The organism is Sulfitobacter geojensis (assembly GCF_000622325.1).
Lineage (GTDB): Bacteria > Pseudomonadota > Alphaproteobacteria > Rhodobacterales > Rhodobacteraceae > Sulfitobacter > Sulfitobacter geojensis.
Genome location: NZ_JASE01000005.1, coordinates 3,731,350 through 3,751,627 on the forward strand (window position 1 = coordinate 3,731,350; position 20,278 = coordinate 3,751,627).

18 protein-coding genes are annotated in these 20,278 nt (G+C 56.6%); 5 read left to right on the plus strand and 13 right to left on the minus strand.

Annotated elements, in window-relative coordinates; translation table 11 throughout:
* Positions 1-46: 46 nt before the first annotated feature.
* The 4 genes from Z947_RS0120290 to Z947_RS0120305 form a co-directional block, all read right to left on the minus strand.
* Positions 47-1,231: an amino acid aminotransferase gene (locus tag Z947_RS0120290; protein WP_025046113.1), complete on the minus strand. Its 1,185-nt coding sequence runs from the start codon at positions 1,229-1,231 to the stop codon at positions 47-49.
* The gene (sseA, locus tag Z947_RS0120295) at positions 1,231-2,085 is read right to left on the minus strand and encodes a 3-mercaptopyruvate sulfurtransferase (protein WP_025046114.1); all 855 of its coding nucleotides are present in this window, start codon (positions 2,083-2,085) and stop codon (positions 1,231-1,233) included. The genes Z947_RS0120290 and sseA overlap by 1 nt, the downstream gene beginning before the upstream one ends.
* 78 nt (positions 2,086-2,163) lie before the next feature.
* Positions 2,164-2,652, minus strand: coding sequence for an SsrA-binding protein SmpB (smpB, locus tag Z947_RS0120300; RefSeq protein ID WP_025046115.1), 489 nt, complete (start codon positions 2,650-2,652; stop codon positions 2,164-2,166).
* Between the two features lie 113 nt (positions 2,653-2,765).
* On the minus strand, positions 2,766-3,584 hold the full coding sequence (locus Z947_RS0120305) for a sulfotransferase family protein (RefSeq protein WP_025046116.1): 819 nt from the start codon (positions 3,582-3,584) through the stop codon (positions 2,766-2,768).
* A gap of 140 nt (positions 3,585-3,724) precedes the next feature.
* On the opposite strand from Z947_RS0120305, the gene Z947_RS0120310 reads away from it, so the two are divergent.
* Positions 3,725-5,302 carry a DUF5928 domain-containing protein gene (locus Z947_RS0120310; RefSeq protein ID WP_025046117.1) on the plus strand — a complete coding sequence of 526 codons (1,578 nt, stop codon included), beginning with the start codon at positions 3,725-3,727 and terminating at the stop codon, positions 5,300-5,302.
* Positions 5,303-5,325: 23 nt separating this feature from the next.
* On the opposite strand, the gene Z947_RS0120315 is transcribed toward Z947_RS0120310, so the two are convergent.
* From Z947_RS0120315 to Z947_RS0120350, 8 genes are all read right to left on the minus strand, one after another.
* Complete coding sequence (locus Z947_RS0120315) at positions 5,326-5,958, minus strand: DUF1523 family protein (protein WP_025046118.1); 633 nt, start codon at positions 5,956-5,958, stop codon at positions 5,326-5,328.
* A 12-nt stretch (positions 5,959-5,970) separates the two neighbouring features.
* A complete protein-coding gene (locus tag Z947_RS0120320; protein WP_025046119.1) occupies positions 5,971-6,237 on the minus strand; it encodes a hypothetical protein in 267 nt (88 codons plus the stop codon).
* Positions 6,234-7,583 carry a DUF6638 family protein gene (locus Z947_RS0120325; RefSeq protein WP_025046120.1) on the minus strand — a complete coding sequence of 450 codons (1,350 nt, stop codon included), beginning with the start codon at positions 7,581-7,583 and terminating at the stop codon, positions 6,234-6,236. Before Z947_RS0120325 ends, Z947_RS0120320 begins: the two co-directional genes overlap by 4 nt.
* A complete protein-coding gene (locus tag Z947_RS0120330) occupies positions 7,580-8,449 on the minus strand; it encodes a putative phage abortive infection protein (protein ID WP_156026676.1) in 870 nt (289 codons plus the stop codon). Before Z947_RS0120330 ends, Z947_RS0120325 begins: the two co-directional genes overlap by 4 nt.
* Positions 8,446-10,383 (minus strand): AAA family ATPase, encoded by a 1,938-nt coding sequence (locus tag Z947_RS0120335; protein WP_025046122.1) that lies wholly within the window; start codon positions 10,381-10,383, stop codon positions 8,446-8,448. The genes Z947_RS0120330 and Z947_RS0120335 overlap by 4 nt, the downstream gene beginning before the upstream one ends.
* A gap of 73 nt (positions 10,384-10,456) precedes the next feature.
* Positions 10,457-11,578 carry a hypothetical protein gene (locus Z947_RS0120340; RefSeq protein ID WP_025046123.1) on the minus strand — a complete coding sequence of 374 codons (1,122 nt, stop codon included), beginning with the start codon at positions 11,576-11,578 and terminating at the stop codon, positions 10,457-10,459.
* Between the two features lie 68 nt (positions 11,579-11,646).
* The gene (locus Z947_RS0120345) at positions 11,647-12,723 is read right to left on the minus strand and encodes a hypothetical protein (RefSeq protein WP_025046124.1); all 1,077 of its coding nucleotides are present in this window, start codon (positions 12,721-12,723) and stop codon (positions 11,647-11,649) included.
* Positions 12,724-12,839: 116 nt separating this feature from the next.
* A complete protein-coding gene (locus Z947_RS0120350; RefSeq protein WP_025046125.1) occupies positions 12,840-14,048 on the minus strand; it encodes an MFS transporter in 1,209 nt (402 codons plus the stop codon).
* A gap of 165 nt (positions 14,049-14,213) precedes the next feature.
* Here Z947_RS0120350 and Z947_RS0120355 point away from each other — a divergent pair, with 165 nt between their 5' ends.
* On the plus strand, positions 14,214-15,305 hold the full coding sequence (locus Z947_RS0120355) for a Hint domain-containing protein (RefSeq protein WP_025046126.1): 1,092 nt from the start codon (positions 14,214-14,216) through the stop codon (positions 15,303-15,305).
* Positions 15,306-15,392: 87 nt separating this feature from the next.
* Positions 15,393-16,862 (plus strand): NAD-dependent succinate-semialdehyde dehydrogenase, encoded by a 1,470-nt coding sequence (locus tag Z947_RS0120360; protein WP_025046127.1) that lies wholly within the window; start codon positions 15,393-15,395, stop codon positions 16,860-16,862.
* 30 nt (positions 16,863-16,892) lie between these two features.
* On the opposite strand, the gene Z947_RS0120365 is transcribed toward Z947_RS0120360, so the two are convergent.
* Complete coding sequence (locus Z947_RS0120365) at positions 16,893-17,627, minus strand: lysozyme family protein (RefSeq protein WP_081781231.1); 735 nt, start codon at positions 17,625-17,627, stop codon at positions 16,893-16,895.
* Positions 17,628-17,750: 123 nt separating this feature from the next.
* Between Z947_RS0120365 and Z947_RS0120370 the strand changes: the two genes are divergently transcribed.
* Both Z947_RS0120370 and Z947_RS0120375 read left to right on the plus strand, forming a co-directional pair.
* The gene (locus Z947_RS0120370; protein ID WP_025046129.1) at positions 17,751-18,284 is read left to right on the plus strand and encodes an RNA polymerase sigma factor; all 534 of its coding nucleotides are present in this window, start codon (positions 17,751-17,753) and stop codon (positions 18,282-18,284) included.
* The gene (locus Z947_RS0120375; RefSeq protein WP_025046130.1) at positions 18,281-20,197 is read left to right on the plus strand and encodes a vWA domain-containing protein; all 1,917 of its coding nucleotides are present in this window, start codon (positions 18,281-18,283) and stop codon (positions 20,195-20,197) included. The genes Z947_RS0120370 and Z947_RS0120375 overlap by 4 nt, the downstream gene beginning before the upstream one ends.
* Positions 20,198-20,278: the final 81 nt, after the last annotated feature.

The following is a 20,278-nucleotide window of genomic DNA, read 5'->3' on the forward strand; positions in this document are numbered from 1 at the left end:
TTGAAGTGCCGACGCCAAAGCGACGGCCCCCCCCCATGCGTCAGGCTTAGATGCCGACGTCGATGATCGCCGCCGCCAAAACCGGCACGCTGTCGGCATTCAAGCCCGCGATGTTCATCCGGCTGTCACCCACCATATAGATACCGTGTTTGACGCGCAGCTCTTCGACCTTTTCAGGTGACGTGCCCAGCCGCGAGAACATACCGCGGTGTTGCGCCAGAAAACCGAACCGGTCCGAACCGGACAGACGTTGCAATTCACCAGCAAGCTGTGTGCGCAGACCCAGCATCGCGCCGCGCACTTCTTCCAACTCGGCCATCCAATCGGCGCGCAAAGCGTCGTCGTTCAGAATTGTCGTCACAATCCGCGCCCCGTGATCCGGCGGAAAGCTGAAGTTCTGGCGGTTCAGAAATGCCAGTGTCGCCTGATTAAGCGCATGCGCGGCAGGATCGGCAGCCACGGCCATCAACAATCCGGTGCGTTCGCGGTAAATGCCGAAGTTCTTGGAGCAACTCGCCGCGATCAGGCATTCCGGCACCGAAGCGACCAGTTTACGTGTCGCCGCCGCATCCGCGTCCAGACCGTCACCAAAGCCCTGATAGGCGATGTCGATCATTGGCGTCGCGCCGGTGTCTTGCAAGACCTTGATCACGTCATCCCACTGGGCCGCGTTCAGGTTTGCGCCGGTGGGGTTGTGGCAACAACCGTGGAGCAAGATCACATCACCCGCATGTGCGGTTTTCAGATCGGCCATCATACCGTCGAAATCCACCCCACGGGTTTCATTGTCGAAATAGCGGTACGGAACGATTTCGATGTTAAGATATTTCAGAATGGACAGGTGGTTGGGCCACGTAGGATCAGAGACAAACACCCGCGCGTCCGGCTTGGCCATGCGCACCATTTCAAACGCCTGACGCACCGCGCCCGTCCCACCTGGGGTCGCTGCCGCCGCAACAGTTGCACGCGGCACCGCATCGCCGAGCACCAGCGAAACCATCGCATCGGCAAAGGCGGGATCGCCTGCAAGACCGGTATAAACTTTAGTGTCCTGGGACTGCCATATCTGCTGTTCGGCGGCTTTGACTGCGCGCATCACCGGTGTCAGGCCGGTGGCGTCCTTATAGACGCCCACACCAAGGTCTACCTTGGTTGTACGCGGATCTTCCTTGTACATCTGCATCAAGGCAAGAATTTTATCCGCAGGTTGCGATTGCAGAGTTTCAAACATTAAGCTTCTCCAGTTGCCACGGGAACAGTGGGGAACATGCCCCATTCCGCCCATGATCCATCATAAAGTGACCAATCGGTATGGCCCATTCGTTCCAGTGCCAGCGCAAGGATCGCCGCCGTCACGCCCGACCCGCAGCTGGTGATCACCGGCTTGGCCAGATCAACACCTGCGGCCTCGAACACTGCTCGGGTTTCATCGGGGGTTTTCATGGTTTTATCCGCGTTCAACAGGGCCTCGTAATGCACGTTGCGGGATTTCGGTATATGGCCGGCACGCAGCCCCTCGCGGGGTTCTGGCGCATCGCCGCGAAAACGGGCCGGCGCGCGGGCATCGACAATCTGCGGATCGCCCAGTTTGGACGCATGGGCCACCTGCGTGACATCCCGCACCAGATTGTTTTGCACCCGCACGGTCATGTGACGGTCACGCGGGATCGGCGGCATGTCTTCGGTTGCGTTGCCCTCGGCCACCCACTTTGGCAGGCCACCGTCCAGCACTGCAACATTGTCCTGTCCCATCAGCTTGAACAGCCACCAGACGCGGGCGGCCGACATCAAACCTGCACCGTCATACACCACGATCTGATGCCCGTCGCCGACACCCATCGCCCGCATACGGGACATGAATTTTTCGACCGGCGGGGCCATATGAGGAAGGTCGGAGCGCGCGTCCGAAATATCTTCAATATCGAAAAACCGCGCGCCGGGGATATGGGCCGCATCATACTCGGCCTTCGGGTCACGCCCCGCGTCCGGCAGATACCACGAGGCATCCAGCACGCGCATATCGGGGTCTTTCAAATGTTTGGCCAGCCATCCGGTCGACACAAGGGTTTTGGGGTCATCAGTCATGCGCAGGCCTTTCGTCAGGATGTTAATCCTGACTACCGCTGCGGGCTGTGACTGGCAAGTAGATGGAGCCGCAAAGGCCTAGTGGTTGTCTTTCATCAGGCGCGATTTCTGACGCGCCCAATCCCGCTTGGCCGAAGTTTCACGCTTGTCGTGGTTCTGCTTACCCTTGGCGATGCCCAGCTTGATCTTGGCCATGCCGCGATGGTTGAAATACATCACCAGCGGCACCAGTGTCATGCCCTTGCGCTGCGTTGCGCTCCACAGATCGGCCAACTGTTTGCGGCTGACCAACAATTTACGACGGCGTCGTTCCTCGTGACCAAAGGTTTTGGCCTGTTTGTAGGGCGCGATGTAGGAATTCACCAACCACAACTCGCCATCCTCGACCGCGGCATAGCTTTCGGCGATATTCGATCCGCCCATGCGCAAGGATTTCACCTCGGAACCCTCAAGGATTATGCCGCATTCAATATCATCCTCGATCGCGTAATCGTACCGCGCGCGGCGGTTTTCAGCGATAACCTTGTAGTTCGGGTCTGATTTCGATGATGATTTAACTTGGGCCATGATACGGGATGTAGGACGCCGCAGCCCCGCGTGCAAGTCACAGCGGCGCGGCAGTCAACAACTCGGCTGAAAACTTGCCATAAATCAGCATCGCAGCAGACGATCAGCCTGTGCTAGTCGCCGAGCTTGGCGTGCACTTCGTCCAGATCAATTTCACCGACAGGCATCTTGTTGGCCGGATTGTCGAAATCATATTTGAACAGATCAAAATCACGCTTGTAGATTTCGCGCACCAGATGCATCGACAGATCGTCAAAATAATCCTCGACCGGATGGGCGCGTTTCGGCCCGTGTCCTTCACTTTCGTTAAAGCGGGGGATGTCCTCGATGTTCACAGGGTTCGGTGTCTTGATCGAATTCAACACGTCCTGCATGCCTTCGTTGAACTTTTCGGTCCAGACGATTTTGTCATACTTCCCGCCGTTCACGATGAAGGTGCTGACATGGCCCGACATCGCGGACCAGTGGATGTCCGGGTCCATCGGGCGGCGCCAGCGGATGGTGTCGCGGGCAAATAACAGGAACCGGCGAAAGCTTTGGATCTGGTCGAAGTCCTGCTTGCCGTCATCGCCGCCCACTTCGATACCGTATTTCTGGATCAGCAAAGGCACCAGATTGCCGCGATATCTTTTGCCATTGCGCTGGATGCCACAGATTTTGTCGAAGAACGACGACAGGATGCGCGTGTAAGGGTTGCGCACGCAGGTAAAGGAATAGGAGGCGTGGTTCGTCACATTTGCGGTGATCGGCACCTGCGACGCCTCAAGCGCCCATTTATGCATGCCAGATTGCGCGTCATGGATGTCACCGTCAAAGAAATTTCCGTGATCCGAATAGAACATGATCTGACCGATGGTTGAACAGGCGCACTTTGGTACCACGCGGTATACCACGCTTTCACTCTCAGTCATCCAGGTGCCGGGAAATCCCATACTGCGCGTCCTCTGCTCATGCGACTGTTTTTGCAACAGTTCGGTCTTGGCTTAAAAAAGCAAATTAATGGTGTTTATTCAATCTGTCTTCACCATTATCAACGAAACAATCAAAGTCAAAAGGGCTCATCGTCTTCGGCATGGCAAAAATCGCCTATATATTACTATGTCACAAAGACCCCGAGGCCGTTATCCGGCAAGCGGAGCGTTTGACTGCGGTCGGGGACTACATGTCGATCCATTTTGACGCGTCGGCCAAAGCCGCACATTTCAAGCAGATCAAGGAAGCGCTGGCCAATAACCCGAACGTCACCTTTGCCAAAAAGCGCATCAAATGCGGTTGGGGGGAATGGTCGCTGGTGCAGGCGACGCTAAACGCCGTTCAATCTGCCGTGGACGCTTTCCCGCGGGCTTCGCATTTCTACATGCTGTCGGGTGATTGCATGGCCATCAAATCTGCTGAGTACACCCACCGCTTTCTGGACGATAACGACGCCGACTTTATCGAAAGCTTCGACTATTTCGAAAGTGACTGGATCAAGACCGGATGGAAGGAAGAGCGGCTGATCTACCGCCACCTTGTTAACGAACGCGAACACAAGCGGCTGTTCTACTTTCTGTTCGAAGCGCAAAAACGTCTTGGCTTGCAACGCGACATTCCGGAAGATTTGCAAATCATGATCGGTTCGCAGTGGTGGTGTCTGCGTCGCCGCACCATCGAAGCGGTGCTGAAGTTTGTCAGAAAACGTCGCGATGTCGCGCGGTTCTTCCGCACCACATGGATTCCCGATGAAACGTTTTTCCAGACCCTCGTGCGCCATCTGGTCCCCGAAAACGAAATCCGGTCGCGCACGCTGACCTTTTTGATGTTCACCGATTACGGAATGCCGGTGACGTTTTACAACGATCACTATGAACTATTGCTGTCGCAGGATTATCTGTTCGCGCGCAAAATCAGCCCCGAAGCGCAAGACCTCAAGCGCCGTCTTGGCTTGCTTTATGTGGCGCAGGGCGTGCAATTCCAGATCAGCAACGAAGGGCGCAGCCTGTTCCAGTTCCTGTCCGGTCGCGGGCGCAACGGACGCCGCTTTGCCACCCGCTTTTGGGAAACCGAAAGCACACTGGGCCGTGAGCGCGAACTGCTGATTGTGGTTTGCAAGAAATGGCATGTGGCCAAACGTGTGCTGGATCGCATCCGGCAGGTCACCAATGTCCCCGCCATTGAATATCTGTTCAACGAAGAGGACACCCCCCTGCCCGACCTTGGCGGCATCCAGAACACATTGGAAAAACGCCATCGCCACAGGCGGGCATTGATGCGGATGTTGTTTGACTATTTCGAAACAGACAAGCTGATCATCTGTATGGATCCGGCCAACCTTGACCTGCTGAACGACTTTGCCGCCGACCGCTCTACCACACGCATCATGGAAATCGAATGCCAGTTCAGCGATGATTATCTCACGGGTCACGCCATGCGTGTGGGGCTGGCGGGTGATCAGACCTCGAATGATACGCTCGAACGGCTGCTCCCGACCATCCGCAACGATATGGTGTTTGAAAGCGACCGCATCCGCGATGCGCATTTCGAGAACCTGTCGCGGATGCGTGAAACATCGGATGTGGAAAAGAACGCCGATGCGCTGACCTCGTTTTTGGCGATCCCTGCCGAAAAGGCACAGGAAATCGCCTCAACCGATTATCTTTTCGCGGATTGATCCAGCTTGAGAACGCACAACCCTTAGAGCTTTTTCTTCCACGTCCCCAGCCAGCGTTTTACTGCACCGCCCCGTTCTGCAAAATCATCCTCGATCGCCTCAAGCGTCGGGTCGATCCGCGCCATGCGGAACCGCCGCCAGCGCACCCAGATCGCCCATGCGATCGCGGCAAACAGCGTGATGATAAAGATGTTCAGGAATGGGATCCCCTTGGAGGCATCGGGCCCGTCCACCGGTTTAAGCGAAATCGCATTGGGGAAGATCGTCAGGAATTCGTTGCGCCAGCCGTAATGCTTGAGCGCGAAATAATTCGCCGCATCCGATGTCGATTTCGCATCTGCCGCTTCGGCTTGCAGGTTCGAGGTGTCGAACTTGAAATAGGGCGGCCAGCCCCAACCGGTGTCCTCGTTGCGGTAGACCATCACGTCCCCCTTGGCGCGTCGCGTCTGGATAAAGAACACATCGCGGTTCGCCACGGTGCCATCCGATCCGACATCCGCCTGCGCCCAGAACAGGGAATTCTCGCCCGGATCAATGCGTTTTTCGTAAGTGTCCGTCACCCGTACGATATCGACCTGCGGCAGCGTGTAGTGAAACACTGCCAGAACCAGCACCCAGATGGTGCCCCAGAAAACCCATTTGATAACCGAAAACATCGTCACACCCTCTCAGGTAAAATTCGTCAGGTAGATGATCACCGCAATCACCACCACAGGCACAACATACACGCCCAAAATCAATTTGCGCCGGATTGACCCGTCATAGCGTTCAAGACCCCGCTGCACAAAGGTATCACGATCCACCAGCTGCTTACCCGCGTGCCACTTTTTCTTGAGCTTTGATTTGCGCACTGCACGGCTGTAAAACGACAGCGACACGTAGATCACCGTCAATGCGATAAACAGCATCCCGAAAAGACGGATAAACCCGATCATCTGTTCCCCCTCACAGCGCCCCACGGGCCAACCCGCGCAATCAGATCGCGTTCGGGCCTGTCCCGCACGGGGTCTTCCATCGGCGCGTCATGGCCAAACAATGTATCGCGCGCGCCCGCCTTGTCCACCTGATACTCGGCCACAAGGAAATCCACAACGTAAGCCTTTTTCGCCTCGGGCCAGCGCGCATAGGTCGCATAAAACAGCTCTTTGTGGCAAATGAACATCTGCCGCGCGTCCTTGGGTGCAAGCTCGGCCAACAACATATTCACCAAACCCGCGTCTTTGGTGTCTGACGCACGCAACGTGTAGAAATACGCCGGATGATCCGAGGTGATGCGCGGCCACTTGCCGCCATTCTCGGCCCAGTTCACCAGCGCATTCAGCGCGTGAAACTCCTCTGGCAGTTTGTCGCGATGGGTCCGCGCCAGACGTCGCATATCCGCCCGCGTCGCCCCCGCCAGATCCCCCTGATCCGCCACCGCATCCACCAGAATAAAATCCATCTTCTGACGCAGGATCGCCGCCGCATGATCCTTGCGCCCCTCGACAATCGTTTCGGTCAGATCGTTGTATTCAAAGAACTTCGCAATCTGGTTCCTGTCGTGCCCGTCAAAGGTGTACTTGATCGGCAAGTCGCCCAAATGGTCCTTGCCCGAAGGCGCAATCACCGCAGGATGATCCACATCCTGAAACACATAAAGCCCGCCAAAATGCGCGGTCCAAAAGTTGCGCTGGTCAAACCCCATCTGTTTCAACCGCACCGGATTGCGCACCACATCACCGGTCTTGCCCGCCAGCGTGATCATCTCCGCAATCAACACATCATCAAACCAGCCATCCGGTTCCGTCTTGAACCGGTCCACCATCGCGCCGAGTTTCTCCGCGTCTTTCACCGTGCCTGCCGTGGTATCCGCCTCAATCTCGACCCGTCGAATGTCAAACAGCCGCGCCGGCGTGGTGACGTCATAAACCGAATTCACCATCTCCCCCGCCACCGCATCCCGCGCCGTCAGGGCAAACAGTTGCGCTTCGTTTTCGGCAATGAAGTCTTGCAGGATCGCACGCGAGGTCGAGAATTTCATATTGAGCAAAGGTGCCGTGCGCTGCTCCATGCTCAGCAGAATAAACTGCCGGTTGACGCCTTGGTGGTTGAGGTAGGCCTGATCGTTCAGGTCATCGCCCACCTCGGGGGAGTAGCCGGAGATGTCGATGTGGAAGTCGGTAAGTTTTGTGCGTTTGCCGGTGAGGTGTTCGAGCGCCCGGTTGTAGCGCTCGACCAACGCGGGCGAGGAGACATGGAACAAGTTGCCGAACATGAGGCCGTGTTTGATGAGGCGGTTCATGAGAATTTCTCAACCAATATTTGGTACTCTTCCCAATGTTCTCTGCGCACAAGCCTATCGTGAGGAAGATTGTTGAAAATTTCAAAGCTCTCAGCGTATCGAACAAACTTTTTTCCGCGTCGATTCAAGCAATTGTAGAAAATTATAAGAAGTTCATCATCTGAAAAAAGTGCTCTGAACAAACGTCGATGCCGCTTAGAAGAATACTCAGATTCTTCAATCTCCCTCATAGCGTTGTAGGTGAACCTAAAGTACTGGCCTAAGTCTGATCCATGATCCTGAAGTACTTTCTCATAATTTTCACTTGCATTATCAGGGTTCTCCGACTCCTGCGTTATCCAACGCATATCGTAGCCAACGACATCCCTATAAAAATTCTCAAAGCAATCGCGCCCTTGAGAAATAATTGATCCGTCTTTTGACTTCCGTAAATCAAACGAATTCACAATTGAGTTCTGTGTATTTACCAATTCAAAAAAGAAATTTTCAAAATTCTGTTGGCTCATCGTCGAGTTCATCTTTTCAAACTCATCAGCTTGTCGAGATATCTCCTCTTTTTGATCTGCGAGCTGCAAGCTTTGAAGCCAAACGGTCACAATGATCCAAAGAAAAGCAAGGACGCCTGCAATTCCTGCAAAGGTGTCGCCGATCTCATTTGGCGGAGACAACAAGAAGACGAAGAAGCGCCATTGCCAGCCATTACTTTCCGTATGCTGTGGCCCTATCGCTAACATAAGTATAACTAGCAAAAAAATCTTTGTGAGAGCTTCCCCAACTCGAAGTGGTTTGCCACTTCTTAATTCATCAGGAATATTTCTATATCTGTCTATAACTCGTCCCAACACTTCTTTAGATCTTTTACTCACCCCTCACCCCCCGACAAATAACGCTTCTTCGCCTCTTCCATCCGCCCCATATCCCTCACGGCATTCTCGATCGCCACCTCATCCGACTTATCCGCATAACGGAACTCTGAATCCGCGTAGCGATTGATCTCCTGCACCACCATCTCCACCGTGATCGGCTGGCGCATCCCCTCAATCATCGCTTTCTTCTCGTCATAGCCTTTGAACAGGAACAAATCCGGCTGCTCCATCCACTCATCGGGCAATTCAAAGTCCATCGCCCGCACCTTCACCGCATCCGTGATGTTCTTGATCGCCCGCCCCGTGAAACGCGGATCGGCCTCCTGTATCCCCTTCAGATAGGTGCCCAGCTTGTTGATCGTATCCAACTCGCCAATCTCCGAGCGCACAGCTTCATAGACCGTCAGCAACCCCGCCTCATGCGGTTTTGAGTGCCCCTCGAACGACGCGGCAACGGCTTTCTTGATCGCCTGCGCCTCGAACACCTGATGCTCCCCCAGCGGAATATCGTGGTTCTTGCCCATCAGCAGATAGAGGATATCGACGTAATCCTCCCGCGTCTGCGGACCGTCGACAAGGAACCGCGCCCCTGCGCGTTGGCGCAAAGCATCGTCCACGTTCTCGGGGTAGTTCGAGAACATCCCGAAGGTGCAATTTCCCCGCACAACCGTATTGGCCCCCGCGAAACTCTCCATCAACACGGCGGTAATCTCCAACTGCCCCGCACTCGACTGCCTGTCCCCGCGCTTGCCCGCCAGCTGGTCAATATCGTCAATCGTGCCAAAGCCAATCACTGACGGGTCAATGATAGTGTTGATAAACGCCTTCGCGTTCTGGCCCGATTTGCCCTGATAGCTGTCGATATTATCCGTGCTCAGGTTCTGATAGCGAAACGGATAATCCGCGTTGGCACAATACTCCGAGATTAACCCCGCCATCATCTGGATCAGAGTCGTTTTCCCCGTCCCCGGCGCGCCATCGCCCATGAAGGTAAAGATAAATCCGCCCAACTCCGCAAAGGGGTTCAACCGCCGGTCGAAGTCATAGGCCATCAGCATCTTGGCAAGTTTCATCGCCTGATACTTGGCGATGTGATTGCCTACCACCTCGTTCGGTTTCTTGAACGTCATGGTCAGCTTGGTCGACGCCGCCTTATGCGCAGGCGTGAAGCCGGACACGGTGAAATCATCCGCCTCAACACGCCAGCTTGCCGATGAAAACGTCTCCAGCCTCGGGGCCGATTGCGCCCGCAGCGCGACCTTTTCCATCAAAACCTCGGCAAAGGCTGACACCGTCGCCACCAGACGGGCATCATCCGTCCCATGCGCCGCGATGTCCTGATCCAGCTCCCACAATGCTCCGTGCAGCGCGTTCTGACCATTATCGGTCAGCACTTCCTCTACATCGCCCACCTCAACAGAGGCTTCCGGCAAATGCGAGGACAGCAGATAAGCGGCTGCATTGCCAAAGACGTAGAGCGTGACCAAGGCCTCCGCCGCCAACAATTCACTAAACTCCGACTTGCGGGCGGCAGGCAAAGACCCCTCAAGGTTAGCCCGCTTCAGATCACCGAGGCCCGAATGCTCTGCCACATTCTCCGCCACCGCCAAGGCAATCGCGATAGCGCGGCGCAATGCGTGCAGCACCGTCGCCTGCATCGGCGACATCAGCGCATCATCGCCGTCCGCGCCCTCAACCCGTGCAATCAGTGACACCGCACCCGATGCTACCCGCCGTTGCGTGACCAAACCCGGTGTCGTGCTGCGAAACCTGCGCCTTGTTCCAATTCCTGACGAGCGTTCCACCGGTTCCGCCCCGGCCGCCGTGCCAATGCGCGGCGCATGGTCGAACCCTTCCAACAAGGCCTGCGCCACGGCCACATGGCCCGCAATATCTTCCTCACGCAACTCCATGGCATCTGATGTCTGGCTCATCGTTGCTCCAATCCTATTCTCTTTTTGGCCTTATATACTGTCCGCACTCACGCCCAGCGCCCCTCGTGTGCGTTTAATACTGCAACACACGCCCTGACCCGCTGACCACAAATTTCCGCACCGCGCCAAAGCCTGACGGCTGTTTTTCATCCAGAACCTGAAATACCCGTTGCGGCAGAATGATGCTGCGTTCCTGCCGTGTGGCCCCCAAGTCCGATCCCTGCGCCGCAAAGGGATCCAGCGCGAAAACCTCACGCTCCACCGTCGAAAACCATCCCGATTTCTGCGCGATGACCCGGTCCGAAACCAGCTCTTCCTCGGTCCAGACCAAGGCCCAATCCTGCCCCGCAGGTGCTTTTGCTTCTGCCAGAACCTCGCGTAACGGCCCTGCCTGTTTGGTATAGCTATGCGAATACATCGGCCCCAAATGAAACCGGCGCAGCCGTTTGGGGTGCAGATCGTCAAAATCCTCGTCAAACCCTTTGGCAATCGTCAAAAGTTTCAACCCGCCCAGCGCCTGTGCACTTAAATGCGCCTGTACTTCGGGCCAGCGCCGCTGGTCTTTGGGCAACCCGATTTTTCCCGTATCTTCCAGCTCCATCAAATAGATGACCGGCAGGTTCACCTGACTGTCGTAACTGGCCCAATGCAAACGGAACCGGCGGCGCCCTTCGGAAATATTTCCGATCCATTGCGCCTGCGCGTCATTTTGCACCCAGAATAGATCACCCTTCAAAAGCTCTTCGTAATACAACCGCTGCGACAGGGAAAACTGCAGCTTCGTCGGAATTTCGCGCGCACCCAGAATGGTCTGCACCATCTGGTCTTTCAGCGCCTCGACACCGGCCATGTTTTCAAGGTGCGCCCCCGCTTGTTGCGCGTCATTGGCCATGGTCATAAGTTCTTCGGCGACCGGAAAACCACTGTCACGATTGTCCATTGTCAGAGACCCGAAAAACCGTCCTGTTTCACGCCCCGCCAATAGATACTTCAACCCCAAGGCCTTGAAACTATGGGTCAGCTTGACCGCATAGCGCGTCAGGATTTCCACCTCATCCTCGTTCAACTGGCCCTCGGCCTGCATGACCCCTGCTACATGCAACATATGCTGCATGATGCCTTCGAATTTTCGGAAATACCGGCGCGAGGCATAGGTGTCGGACAGGCCAACGTGATCGCGACTCACCTCAGACATGAACGCTCGGAACCGGTCCGCATAGGGTGCGATGAAAATCCGGTCTTAAACCGGATGTTGAAGAGCCGTTATCCACCATACTGATTGCTGTCATGCTTCTCGATGATCGACTGGAACCGCCGCGCAAAGCGCTCGTCCGCTTTCGCTTTCGCTTCCAACACTTCTCTGGCGAACACCATGTGGTCCTCGTGCTTTTCCATCATCTCGGCCATGCGCGCATTCGTCGCCGCGCCGATCCCCGCCATGGCTGTTTGTGCTTCCTGATCCGTTTTCACGCCGATCTCGTTGATCCGGTGCGCCACATCCTGCTGCTGCGCGGTTTTCAACGATTTGGTCAGCGCATCGTACAACACAACCCGTTGTTTGGTATCTGTCTGCAACTTGTTGATCAAAACCATCTGCGTTGCCGCCTGATTTTGCAGAGAGTCGATCCAGGTTTTGCCCTTCTCGATATAGCGCTCCAGCGTCTGGGATTTGGCCAGCTTGACCTGCTCCTCTTGCACCAAGGCATTGTATTTGGTGTTCGCCTCGGCCAGCTCCGTCTCAAGCTTGGTGCGTTTGGCAGCGTCTGTTTCCGACGCAATCGCATTCTCCAGTTTGATGATGCTTGGGTCCATCGCTTGCAGGTCCGCGCGGATGGTTTCCAATTCGCCCACCGTAAATTCACGCTCGTCCAGCGTGCCGGTCAGGTTATCCTCGACCTTGATCTTTTGTTCTTCCAGCATCGCCAATTGCCCTTCAAGCAATTGAACAATCGTGTCGGACTTGGAAATCAGATCCTGCAACTTGTCGTCGATCGAGGCCGAGCGCACACGTTCCTGCCGCATCGCATCCGATTTGGCGCTGGCGAAGATGCCGACAAAGCTCTCCCAACCGGTCTTGTTGCGCATCTCGTCGAAATCGCGGCTGAATCCTGCGGTCACATCGTCCAGCCCCATAATCAACTCGGCGATATTGGCGTTCATCACATCGGTGTGGGCGTGCACATCTTCCAATGTCGCGTTTTCAATGTCGATCATCGCGTCATCGCCGGATTTCATCTTGGCACGCGCGATTTCAATGCGGCTTGTCAGCTCGGCAATTTTGCTTTGCGCCTGCGCCACCTGCGTCTGCGATTCTTTGACCTGTGCGTCCAAATTTGCCATGCGACACTCCGTTCCTTCAAAATGATAAACTCAATATAGGCGATGTAACGACGATTTACATCACCTGCGGGCCTTGTTTCTTGGACTGTGACAAAAGCCGTTGGTGTTGGAAAGGGCTAACCGGTACGATCGACATCCAGCTTGGCCCAGCCCGCCAATCCCGTAAGCGCAAGCAAAAAGAAAACGCCGCCGATTGCATAGATGCCTAGGGTCGCCTGTATGTCTGCGGATGCCATCACCGTCCCTTGCTGAACCTGCGACGACGCCAGCAACAAGCTGCCCGCGAACAACAATCGTCCGACAAAACTTTGCAACGAAAGATAGGTTGCCCGCCCCGTATCATCCAGCAGGGGCTGCATGCGCGCCACGATGAAAGGGCGCGCAAAGGAATTAGGCACCATACGCAGGAACAGCACCGCAATGGCCAATGCAGAACTGGTCAGCGCCAAGACCCCGATCAACCCGATCTGGATCGCGAAAGCGAACAGCAAAATCGCGGCCAAGCCAATCCGCTGGCGCAGCCTCACTGCAATCAACGAGGCCAGAACCGACACCAGCATCATCACTGTACTGACCGCGCCACTGACGATGGGCGGTGACCACGCCACGCCTTCCAACGCTTGGGCGATAAACGGCTGACCAAATACAAAGGGCACATGGCTAAAGCCGTACATGAGCACTGATAGCACAAACAGCCAGACCAGCACGGACCGTTGCATCGCCTGTCGAAAATGCTGCCATTGACCGGATGGTCCCGCGTTGGCGATGGCGCGTGTGCCATGCGGCGGCTCGACGAAGCGCCACGCGATACACAGTGCCACCGCTTGCGCTGCCGCGCCCGCGACAAACGCCCATTGGAAAGCGTAACTGGCCAGAAACCCGCCGGTGATTGCCGATAACGCAAGGCCCATCAAAGCCGCCTGCCAACCACGGGTCTCTTGCGCCTCTACTTCGGCTTCGCGCCCCTGTGCCTTGAGAGACTCATACAGCAGCGCATTGTCTGTACCGGAACTGAAAGCAGCCGTTGCCCCAAGACAAACCTGCGCAATGGCAAAGATCGCAAACCCCGATCCAGCAGCAATGAGCCCGGCCCCGACTGCGCCGAAAAATGCCGCCGCAATCAAGGTGCGGCGCCGCCCCAGTCGGTCGGACATATACCCCGATGGCACCTCCATCACGGTGGTTGCCACATCATACACAGCATAAAGCAGAATCGCTTCGGCGGCTGACAGCGCGTTCTGGAACAGAAGAAACCAGATGGCCTGCCAAAACGTCAAATTCTGGACAAACTTGAACCACGGATACAAGGCGACATTGCGCGTCATGCGAGCAAAACCATTGGTTTAGCCGCCAAAGCCCTGCGAACCCGCATTTTTAGTGAATGACACAATTGTTCACGATTTGCCTCAAATTTGACCCAGAACCACCGCATCGCAAGGCTATCCCTTCTCGTGACGACCTGTGTTTTGTTAAAAGTTGCCAATAATCCTATGCCCACCACATTCAATGTCATCAGTCTCGGCGTCCAGTCACTCATTGACCCGACCGAAGGCAATACCACTGCTGAAAACGCCGGTGATCTTGTCGGGCTGACGTTCGGCGATGTGTCCAATCCTTTGTGGGAACAGACGCAGTCCTTTGCGCCGGGGTCAACAGGGTTTGCCGGCGGCACAGGCACAGCCTACGATATGAACAACAACCTTGCCAATGAGACATTCAGTCTTGATGGCGGCCCCGAACAGACCTTTGATGGCACGTCGATCTACAACGCGACGATCACCTATACGGATGGCACCACGGCCACGATCACCGCTGTTCTTTTTCAAGACACGGCAGGCAATACCTATCTCGCGCCCGAGTTCTCGGCGAATGGCGACCAGACCGCATTGGAAGCAGGCGCGATCCGGTCCCTGACCTTGGATTCGCTATTCGGGAACGGCTATTCCGGCCTGACCGGTTCACGCCAGACCTCCAACTTTGCCGTTTGTTTTGTGCAGGGCACAATGATCAAAACGCCCAGCGGCGAACGTGCGGTCGAAACATTAAACGCCGGTGATCTGGTTGAAACGCTGGATCACGGGGCACAAGCGATCCGGTGGATTGGCGGGCGCAGTGTGCGGGCAACCGGTGGCATGACGCCGGTGCGGTTCGCGGCTGGCAGTCTTGGGCTGGGATGCCCCAGCCGTCCGATGGTTCTGTCCCGACAACACCGTGTAATGCTGGACAACAAGGTAGCGGAACGCATGACCGGCACCCGTCAGGTGCTTGTCCCCGCGCATAAACTGACGATTCTGCCCGGCGTGACGCCCGTCACCGATCAAGGTTTCGTGACCTATTGGCATTTCCTGTGCGACGCGCATGAAGTGGTGTTTGCCGATAATGTTCCGGCCGAAACACTGTATCTGGGTGCCGAAGCCCGCAAAAGCCTGACGCCCGCGGCCATCGCTGAAATCACAGCGCTTTTTCCAGGCCTGATGGCCGGCACAACGTCCAACACCCCTGCACGCACCCTCCTGCCCGGTCACCGCGCGGATCGTCTTGTCCAACGGTTGACACGCAACGGCAAACACGCGCTGGCTTGATGCCTACGACAGGCGCGTAGACCAAGAAAAACTGGACAAATCGCATTAGAATTGAAAGGAGTCCCGCAACCCTAGCGGAGAATCCCGATGACCAATGTAACTGACCTGAAATCCCTTTTGAACGATCCAAGCTTGCTGGAAACCCGTGCCTATATTGGTGGTAAATGGGTAGATGGCGAAGACGGCACTTTCGATGTGCTGAACCCAGCGCGCGGCGATGTTGTCGCCAAGGTCGCAAACCTGAGCCGCGCACAGGTCGCAGGCGCGATTGCGCAGGCTGAAACCGCGCAAAAAGAATGGGCGAAATGGACCGGTAAGGAACGCGCAGGCGTGATGCGTAAATGGTTCGACCTGATGATGGAGAACCAGGATGACCTTGGCGCAATCCTGACAGCTGAACAGGGCAAGCCATTGGCAGAAGCCAAAGGCGAAATCGGGTATGGCGCGTCCTTCATCGAATTTTTCGGCGAAGAAGCGAAACGTGTCTACGGCGAAACAATCCCCGGCCACCAGCGCGACAAACGCATCACTGTCATCAAGCAGCCCATCGGCGTTGCCGCATCAATCACGCCTTGGAACTTTCCCAACGCAATGATTACCCGCAAAGCCGCGCCTGCGCTGGCCGCCGGTTGCGCATTTGTCGCCCGCCCTGCAGCCGAAACGCCACTGTCTGCGATCGTCATGGGTGTGCTGGCCGAGCGCGCAGGCATCCCCGCGGGTGTGTTCAACGTGGTGCCGTCTTCGTCGTCCTCTGCCGTGGGCAAAGAGTTCTGCGAAAACCCGGCCGTGCGCAAAATTACCTTTACCGGCTCGACCGAAGTGGGTCGCATCCTGTTGAAGCAAGCCGCTGATCAAGTCATGAAATGCTCAATGGAACTGGGCGGTAATGCGCCGTTCATCGTGTTTGATGATGCCGATCTGGATGCCGCTGTTGAGGGCGCAATCCTGTGCAAATTCCGCAACAACGGCCAGACCTGCGTCTGTGCCAACCGCATCTATGTGCAGGCAGGCGTTTACGACGACTTCGCCGCACGCCTGAAAGCCCGCGTTGAAACCATGAAAATCGGTGACGGCTTTGAAGAGGGCGTAGACCTTGGTCCGCTGATCAACACCGCCGCTGGCGAAAAGGTCAAAGAACATATTGATGACGCGGTTTCCAAAGGGGCCACCGTGATCCTTGGTGGCAATGGCGCGATGGACGGTAACTTCCTGCCGCCCACAATCGTCACGGGCGTCACGCAGGACATGCAGGTCGCACAGGACGAAACCTTTGGCCCCTTTGCACCCCTGTTCAAGTTCGAGGACGAAGACGAGGTGATCGCAATGGCAAACGACACGATCTTTGGTCTGGCCTCCTACTTCTACGCCAAAGATCTCAGCCGCGTTTACAAGGTCGCCGAAGCGCTGGAATACGGCATCGTTGGTGTGAACACCGGTATCATTTCGACAGAGGTGGCACCGTTCGGTGGCGTCAAACAGTCCGGCCTTGGCCGCGAAGGCAGCCACCACGGCATCGAGGATTACCTCGAAATGAAATACATCTGTATGTCTGTATGATCCGTAGGGCGGGGTTAACCCCGCCCTACCCTACCCTCGATCCGGCGAAATCCGCGCCATCACAGCATCAAACCGGCGCAACGTGATTGACGCCTTGTTGCCTGCATAACCCTCGTAGTGGGATTTCCCCGAGCTATTGGGCAAACCCGCCCAGATCTTTGCCAGATTGTTCATGAAGCCCTTGCGCCCCAATGCACCGGCGCGAAACCTGTGCAGCCCTGCCTCAACCAGTAAAACATCTGCCAGCTTGTCCTGCATCTTGGCATCAAACCGCTGTGTCGGTTTCGCCCCCACCTTGGCCACCACACGGCGCAGGGTTTTCGGCACAAATTGATAACGACCAATCGCGTGCGGTTGCCCCGGCGTTGCTTTGATCCAGTCGAAAATCTCGGCCAATGTCATCTGCGTGGGCCGTTTGCGCGGCTTGATCCGCGCCCCGTGCTGCACCGCATCATAGCCGTCACGGCGCGACTCGGCTTCCTCGATCAGCGCGCGGATCACTTGCACGTCTGTGCCACGCAGGATTGCAGGCGCACTGGCATAGGCCGGCACATGCGCGGGCCGGTCTGAAAACATGCCCCTGTGATCCCGATCAATAAACAGCGCTGCAGTCTGCCCCGACTGCGGCGACCGCGCGGCGACAAACAGGCTGCCGCGATCTGCGTTCAGGACATTTTTGCCAAGGATCGAAACCGCTTCCGCTTGGGCCACACTGCCCGACAGCCCCGTAAAGGCAAACAACAGATTGCGCAGAACTATTTGCATGGATACCTCAAGATCGCCGCCGCCCCCTCTATCGCGCAAAGAAGTTGCCAAGCCGTTCAGAAAATAAATTTCTACAACAGCCAAGGATTGACGCAGCGCGCGCGTCATACGTAGGTGATGTTGATGCAAACCGACGATACCTCTCTGGCCCTCGCGGCGGCTGGTGGCGATGCTGGTGCTTTTGCTGCGCTGATAGAGCGGCATTATGACCGCCTGTTCCGCCTGTGTTTCCGGCTGACCGGATCCCAACCCGAAGCCGAGGATCTGACCCAGGATATCTGCGCCGCCCTGCCCGCAAAATTGCAGAGCTTTCGCGGCGAGGCATCCTTTACCACATGGGCTTATCGTCTGTGTGTGAACGCGGCCCATGACCGCCGCCGCCGCGCGGCAACCCACGCCAAGGCCGCCAAAGGTTGGGGAGATTGGGAAGTCAGCCGCCGCGCCGCCAATGAAGAAGCCGACGAAGCACTGGATTGGTTAACACAAGCCATGTGCGCCCTGCCTGACGACCTGCGCGATACGCTCGCGCTGATCCTTGATGAGATGACCCATGCACAGGCCGGCGACATTCTGGGCGTTTCGGAAGGCACCATCAGCTGGCGCATCAGCCAAGCCAAAAAACACCTCGCAACCCTGCGCAAGGAGGACACGCCATGAGCGACGACCTCGATGAATTGAAATCCCTGTTATACGCCGCCACACCCGGCCCCGATTCCAAGAAAAAGGCCGATAATATCGCCTTGGCGCAAAAAAACTTTGCCGACCTCCAAGGATCACGGGACGCGGCGCGTCTTACTTCTGATCGCCCGAAAAAGGGCCTTATCTCAGGAGTACGAAACATGCTGACCACCATCACCTCGCGCGCCGGTCTTACCGCGTCGACCGCCATTGTTGCAGTTGGCCTCGTGATGCTGTCGCCACTGGGCGAAAACCTGATGCCGACCACCTCGGATGCCGCATTCGAACCCGCGCCCATTCAGGAAGCACCCGCCGTTGTGTTGCGCAAAACCGCGCCCGAGGACGTCGCGGGCATGACCGAAAGCGCGCCAGTGGTCGCCGCCGAAATGGCCGCTGACAGCATGGCAACCGCCCCCGTCAGCCCCATGCCGATGATCGCCCCCGCGCCCGCCACCAGTCGCATGATGCTGGATGCGCCCGTAATGTTGCCCGTCCCCGAAAGCACTACAGAAAGCTTTGCCAACGCGGACACGAATCCCGTGCAGGTCACAACCCAAACGCCTGTGTCGACCTTTTCTATCGACGTGGATACCGCGTCTTACGCAGTGATCCGCAACTCTTTGAGCAACGGTCAGTTGCCGCCAAAAGACGCGGTGCGCATAGAGGAAATGATCAATTATTTCCCTTACGAATATGCCGCGCCAACTGGCACTGACGCGTTTCAGCCGACCGTCACACTGACCCCGACTCCGTGGAACGCGGACACGCAATTGCTGCACATCGGCATTCAGGGGGCGCTGCCCGATCTGGCCGACCGTCCCCCGCTGAACCTTGTGTTCCTGATCGACACCTCTGGTTCTATGGAGCAGCCCAATAAACTGCCGCTGCTGAAACAAAGTTTCCGTCTGATGCTGGGCCAGCTGCGCCCTGAAGACCAGATTGCCATCGTCACCTATGCCGGTTCGGCGGGTGAAGTTCTGGCCCCCACTGCGGCATCCGACCGCGCGACTATTCTGAATGCACTGGAAAATCTGGGCGCAGGCGGATCAACGGCTGGGCAGGCAGGACTGCAACAGGCCTATGCCACCGCCGCCGCCATGTCCGAGGAGGGAGACGTGAACCGGATCATCCTTGCCACCGACGGTGATTTCAATGTCGGGCTGAACGACCCCGACGCGCTGAAGGACTATATCGCGGATAAGCGCGACAGCGGCACCTACCTTAGCGTTCTGGGCTTTGGCCGTGGCAATCTGAACGACGCGACGATGCAAGCGCTGGCGCAAAACGGCAACGGGCAGGCTGCTTACATCGACACATTGTCTGAAGCGCAGAAGGTGCTGGTGGATCAATTGGGCGGTGCCCTTTTTCCCATCGCGAATGACGTGAAAATTCAGATCGAATTCAATCCGGCTACTGTATCAGAATACCGTCTGATCGGTTATGAAACCCGCGCGTTGAACCGCGAGGATTTTAACAACGACAAGGTAGATGCAGGCGACATTGGCGCAGGCCACCAAGTCACCGCGATTTACGAGGTTACACCGACAGGATCAGCCGCCGAACGCAATGACCCGCTGCGCTATGGCGCACCTGTGATTGCTCAGGACGCCAGCGACGAACTGGCCTTTCTGCGGCTGCGCTACAAAGCGCCGGGCAGCGATACCAGTGCGCTGATCGAAACGCCGGTTCAGGCCACCGTAACGGGCGAGGCCGGTTTTGCCACTGCCATCGCGGGGTTCGGTCAACTGCTACGCGACGGGACCTATACGGGCGATTGGACTTACGCCGATGCGATCAAGCTGGCGACGCAAACCAAGGGCGATGATCCTTTCGGCTATCGCGCTGAAGCCGTGCAACTGATGCGGCTGGCGCAAAGCCTGTCGGCCGAGTAGCGAACGTCGCCAGCCATAAAAAAGGTCCGGTGCGCGTGGCACCGGACCTTACAGAGTCTGTCTCGGGGGAGGAGGTTCAGA

What these genes read in the sequence shown, in the direction of transcription:
- Z947_RS0120290 (WP_025046113.1), bottom strand. Translation starts at nt 1,231, where the DNA reads ATGTTTGAAACTCTGCAATCGCAACCTGCGGATAAAATTCTTGCCTTG.
- sseA (WP_025046114.1), bottom strand. Translation starts at nt 2,085, where the DNA reads ATGACTGATGACCCCAAAACCCTTGTGTCGACCGGATGGCTGGCCAAA.
- smpB (WP_025046115.1), bottom strand. Translation starts at nt 2,652, where the DNA reads ATGGCCCAAGTTAAATCATCATCGAAATCAGACCCGAACTACAAGGTT.
- Z947_RS0120305 (WP_025046116.1), bottom strand. Translation starts at nt 3,584, where the DNA reads ATGGGATTTCCCGGCACCTGGATGACTGAGAGTGAAAGCGTGGTATAC.
- Z947_RS0120310 (WP_025046117.1), top strand. Translation starts at nt 3,725, where the DNA reads ATGGCAAAAATCGCCTATATATTACTATGTCACAAAGACCCCGAGGCC.
- Z947_RS0120315 (WP_025046118.1), bottom strand. Translation starts at nt 5,958, where the DNA reads ATGTTTTCGGTTATCAAATGGGTTTTCTGGGGCACCATCTGGGTGCTG.
- Z947_RS0120320 (WP_025046119.1), bottom strand. Translation starts at nt 6,237, where the DNA reads ATGATCGGGTTTATCCGTCTTTTCGGGATGCTGTTTATCGCATTGACG.
- Z947_RS0120325 (WP_025046120.1), bottom strand. Translation starts at nt 7,583, where the DNA reads ATGAACCGCCTCATCAAACACGGCCTCATGTTCGGCAACTTGTTCCAT.
- Z947_RS0120335 (WP_025046122.1), bottom strand. Translation starts at nt 10,383, where the DNA reads ATGAGCCAGACATCAGATGCCATGGAGTTGCGTGAGGAAGATATTGCG.
- Z947_RS0120340 (WP_025046123.1), bottom strand. Translation starts at nt 11,578, where the DNA reads ATGTCTGAGGTGAGTCGCGATCACGTTGGCCTGTCCGACACCTATGCC.
- Z947_RS0120345 (WP_025046124.1), bottom strand. Translation starts at nt 12,723, where the DNA reads ATGGCAAATTTGGACGCACAGGTCAAAGAATCGCAGACGCAGGTGGCG.
- Z947_RS0120350 (WP_025046125.1), bottom strand. Translation starts at nt 14,048, where the DNA reads ATGACGCGCAATGTCGCCTTGTATCCGTGGTTCAAGTTTGTCCAGAAT.
- Z947_RS0120355 (WP_025046126.1), top strand. Translation starts at nt 14,214, where the DNA reads ATGCCCACCACATTCAATGTCATCAGTCTCGGCGTCCAGTCACTCATT.
- Z947_RS0120360 (WP_025046127.1), top strand. Translation starts at nt 15,393, where the DNA reads ATGACCAATGTAACTGACCTGAAATCCCTTTTGAACGATCCAAGCTTG.
- Z947_RS0120365 (WP_081781231.1), bottom strand. Translation starts at nt 17,627, where the DNA reads ATGCAAATAGTTCTGCGCAATCTGTTGTTTGCCTTTACGGGGCTGTCG.
- Z947_RS0120370 (WP_025046129.1), top strand. Translation starts at nt 17,751, where the DNA reads ATGCAAACCGACGATACCTCTCTGGCCCTCGCGGCGGCTGGTGGCGAT.
- Z947_RS0120375 (WP_025046130.1), top strand. Translation starts at nt 18,281, where the DNA reads ATGAGCGACGACCTCGATGAATTGAAATCCCTGTTATACGCCGCCACA.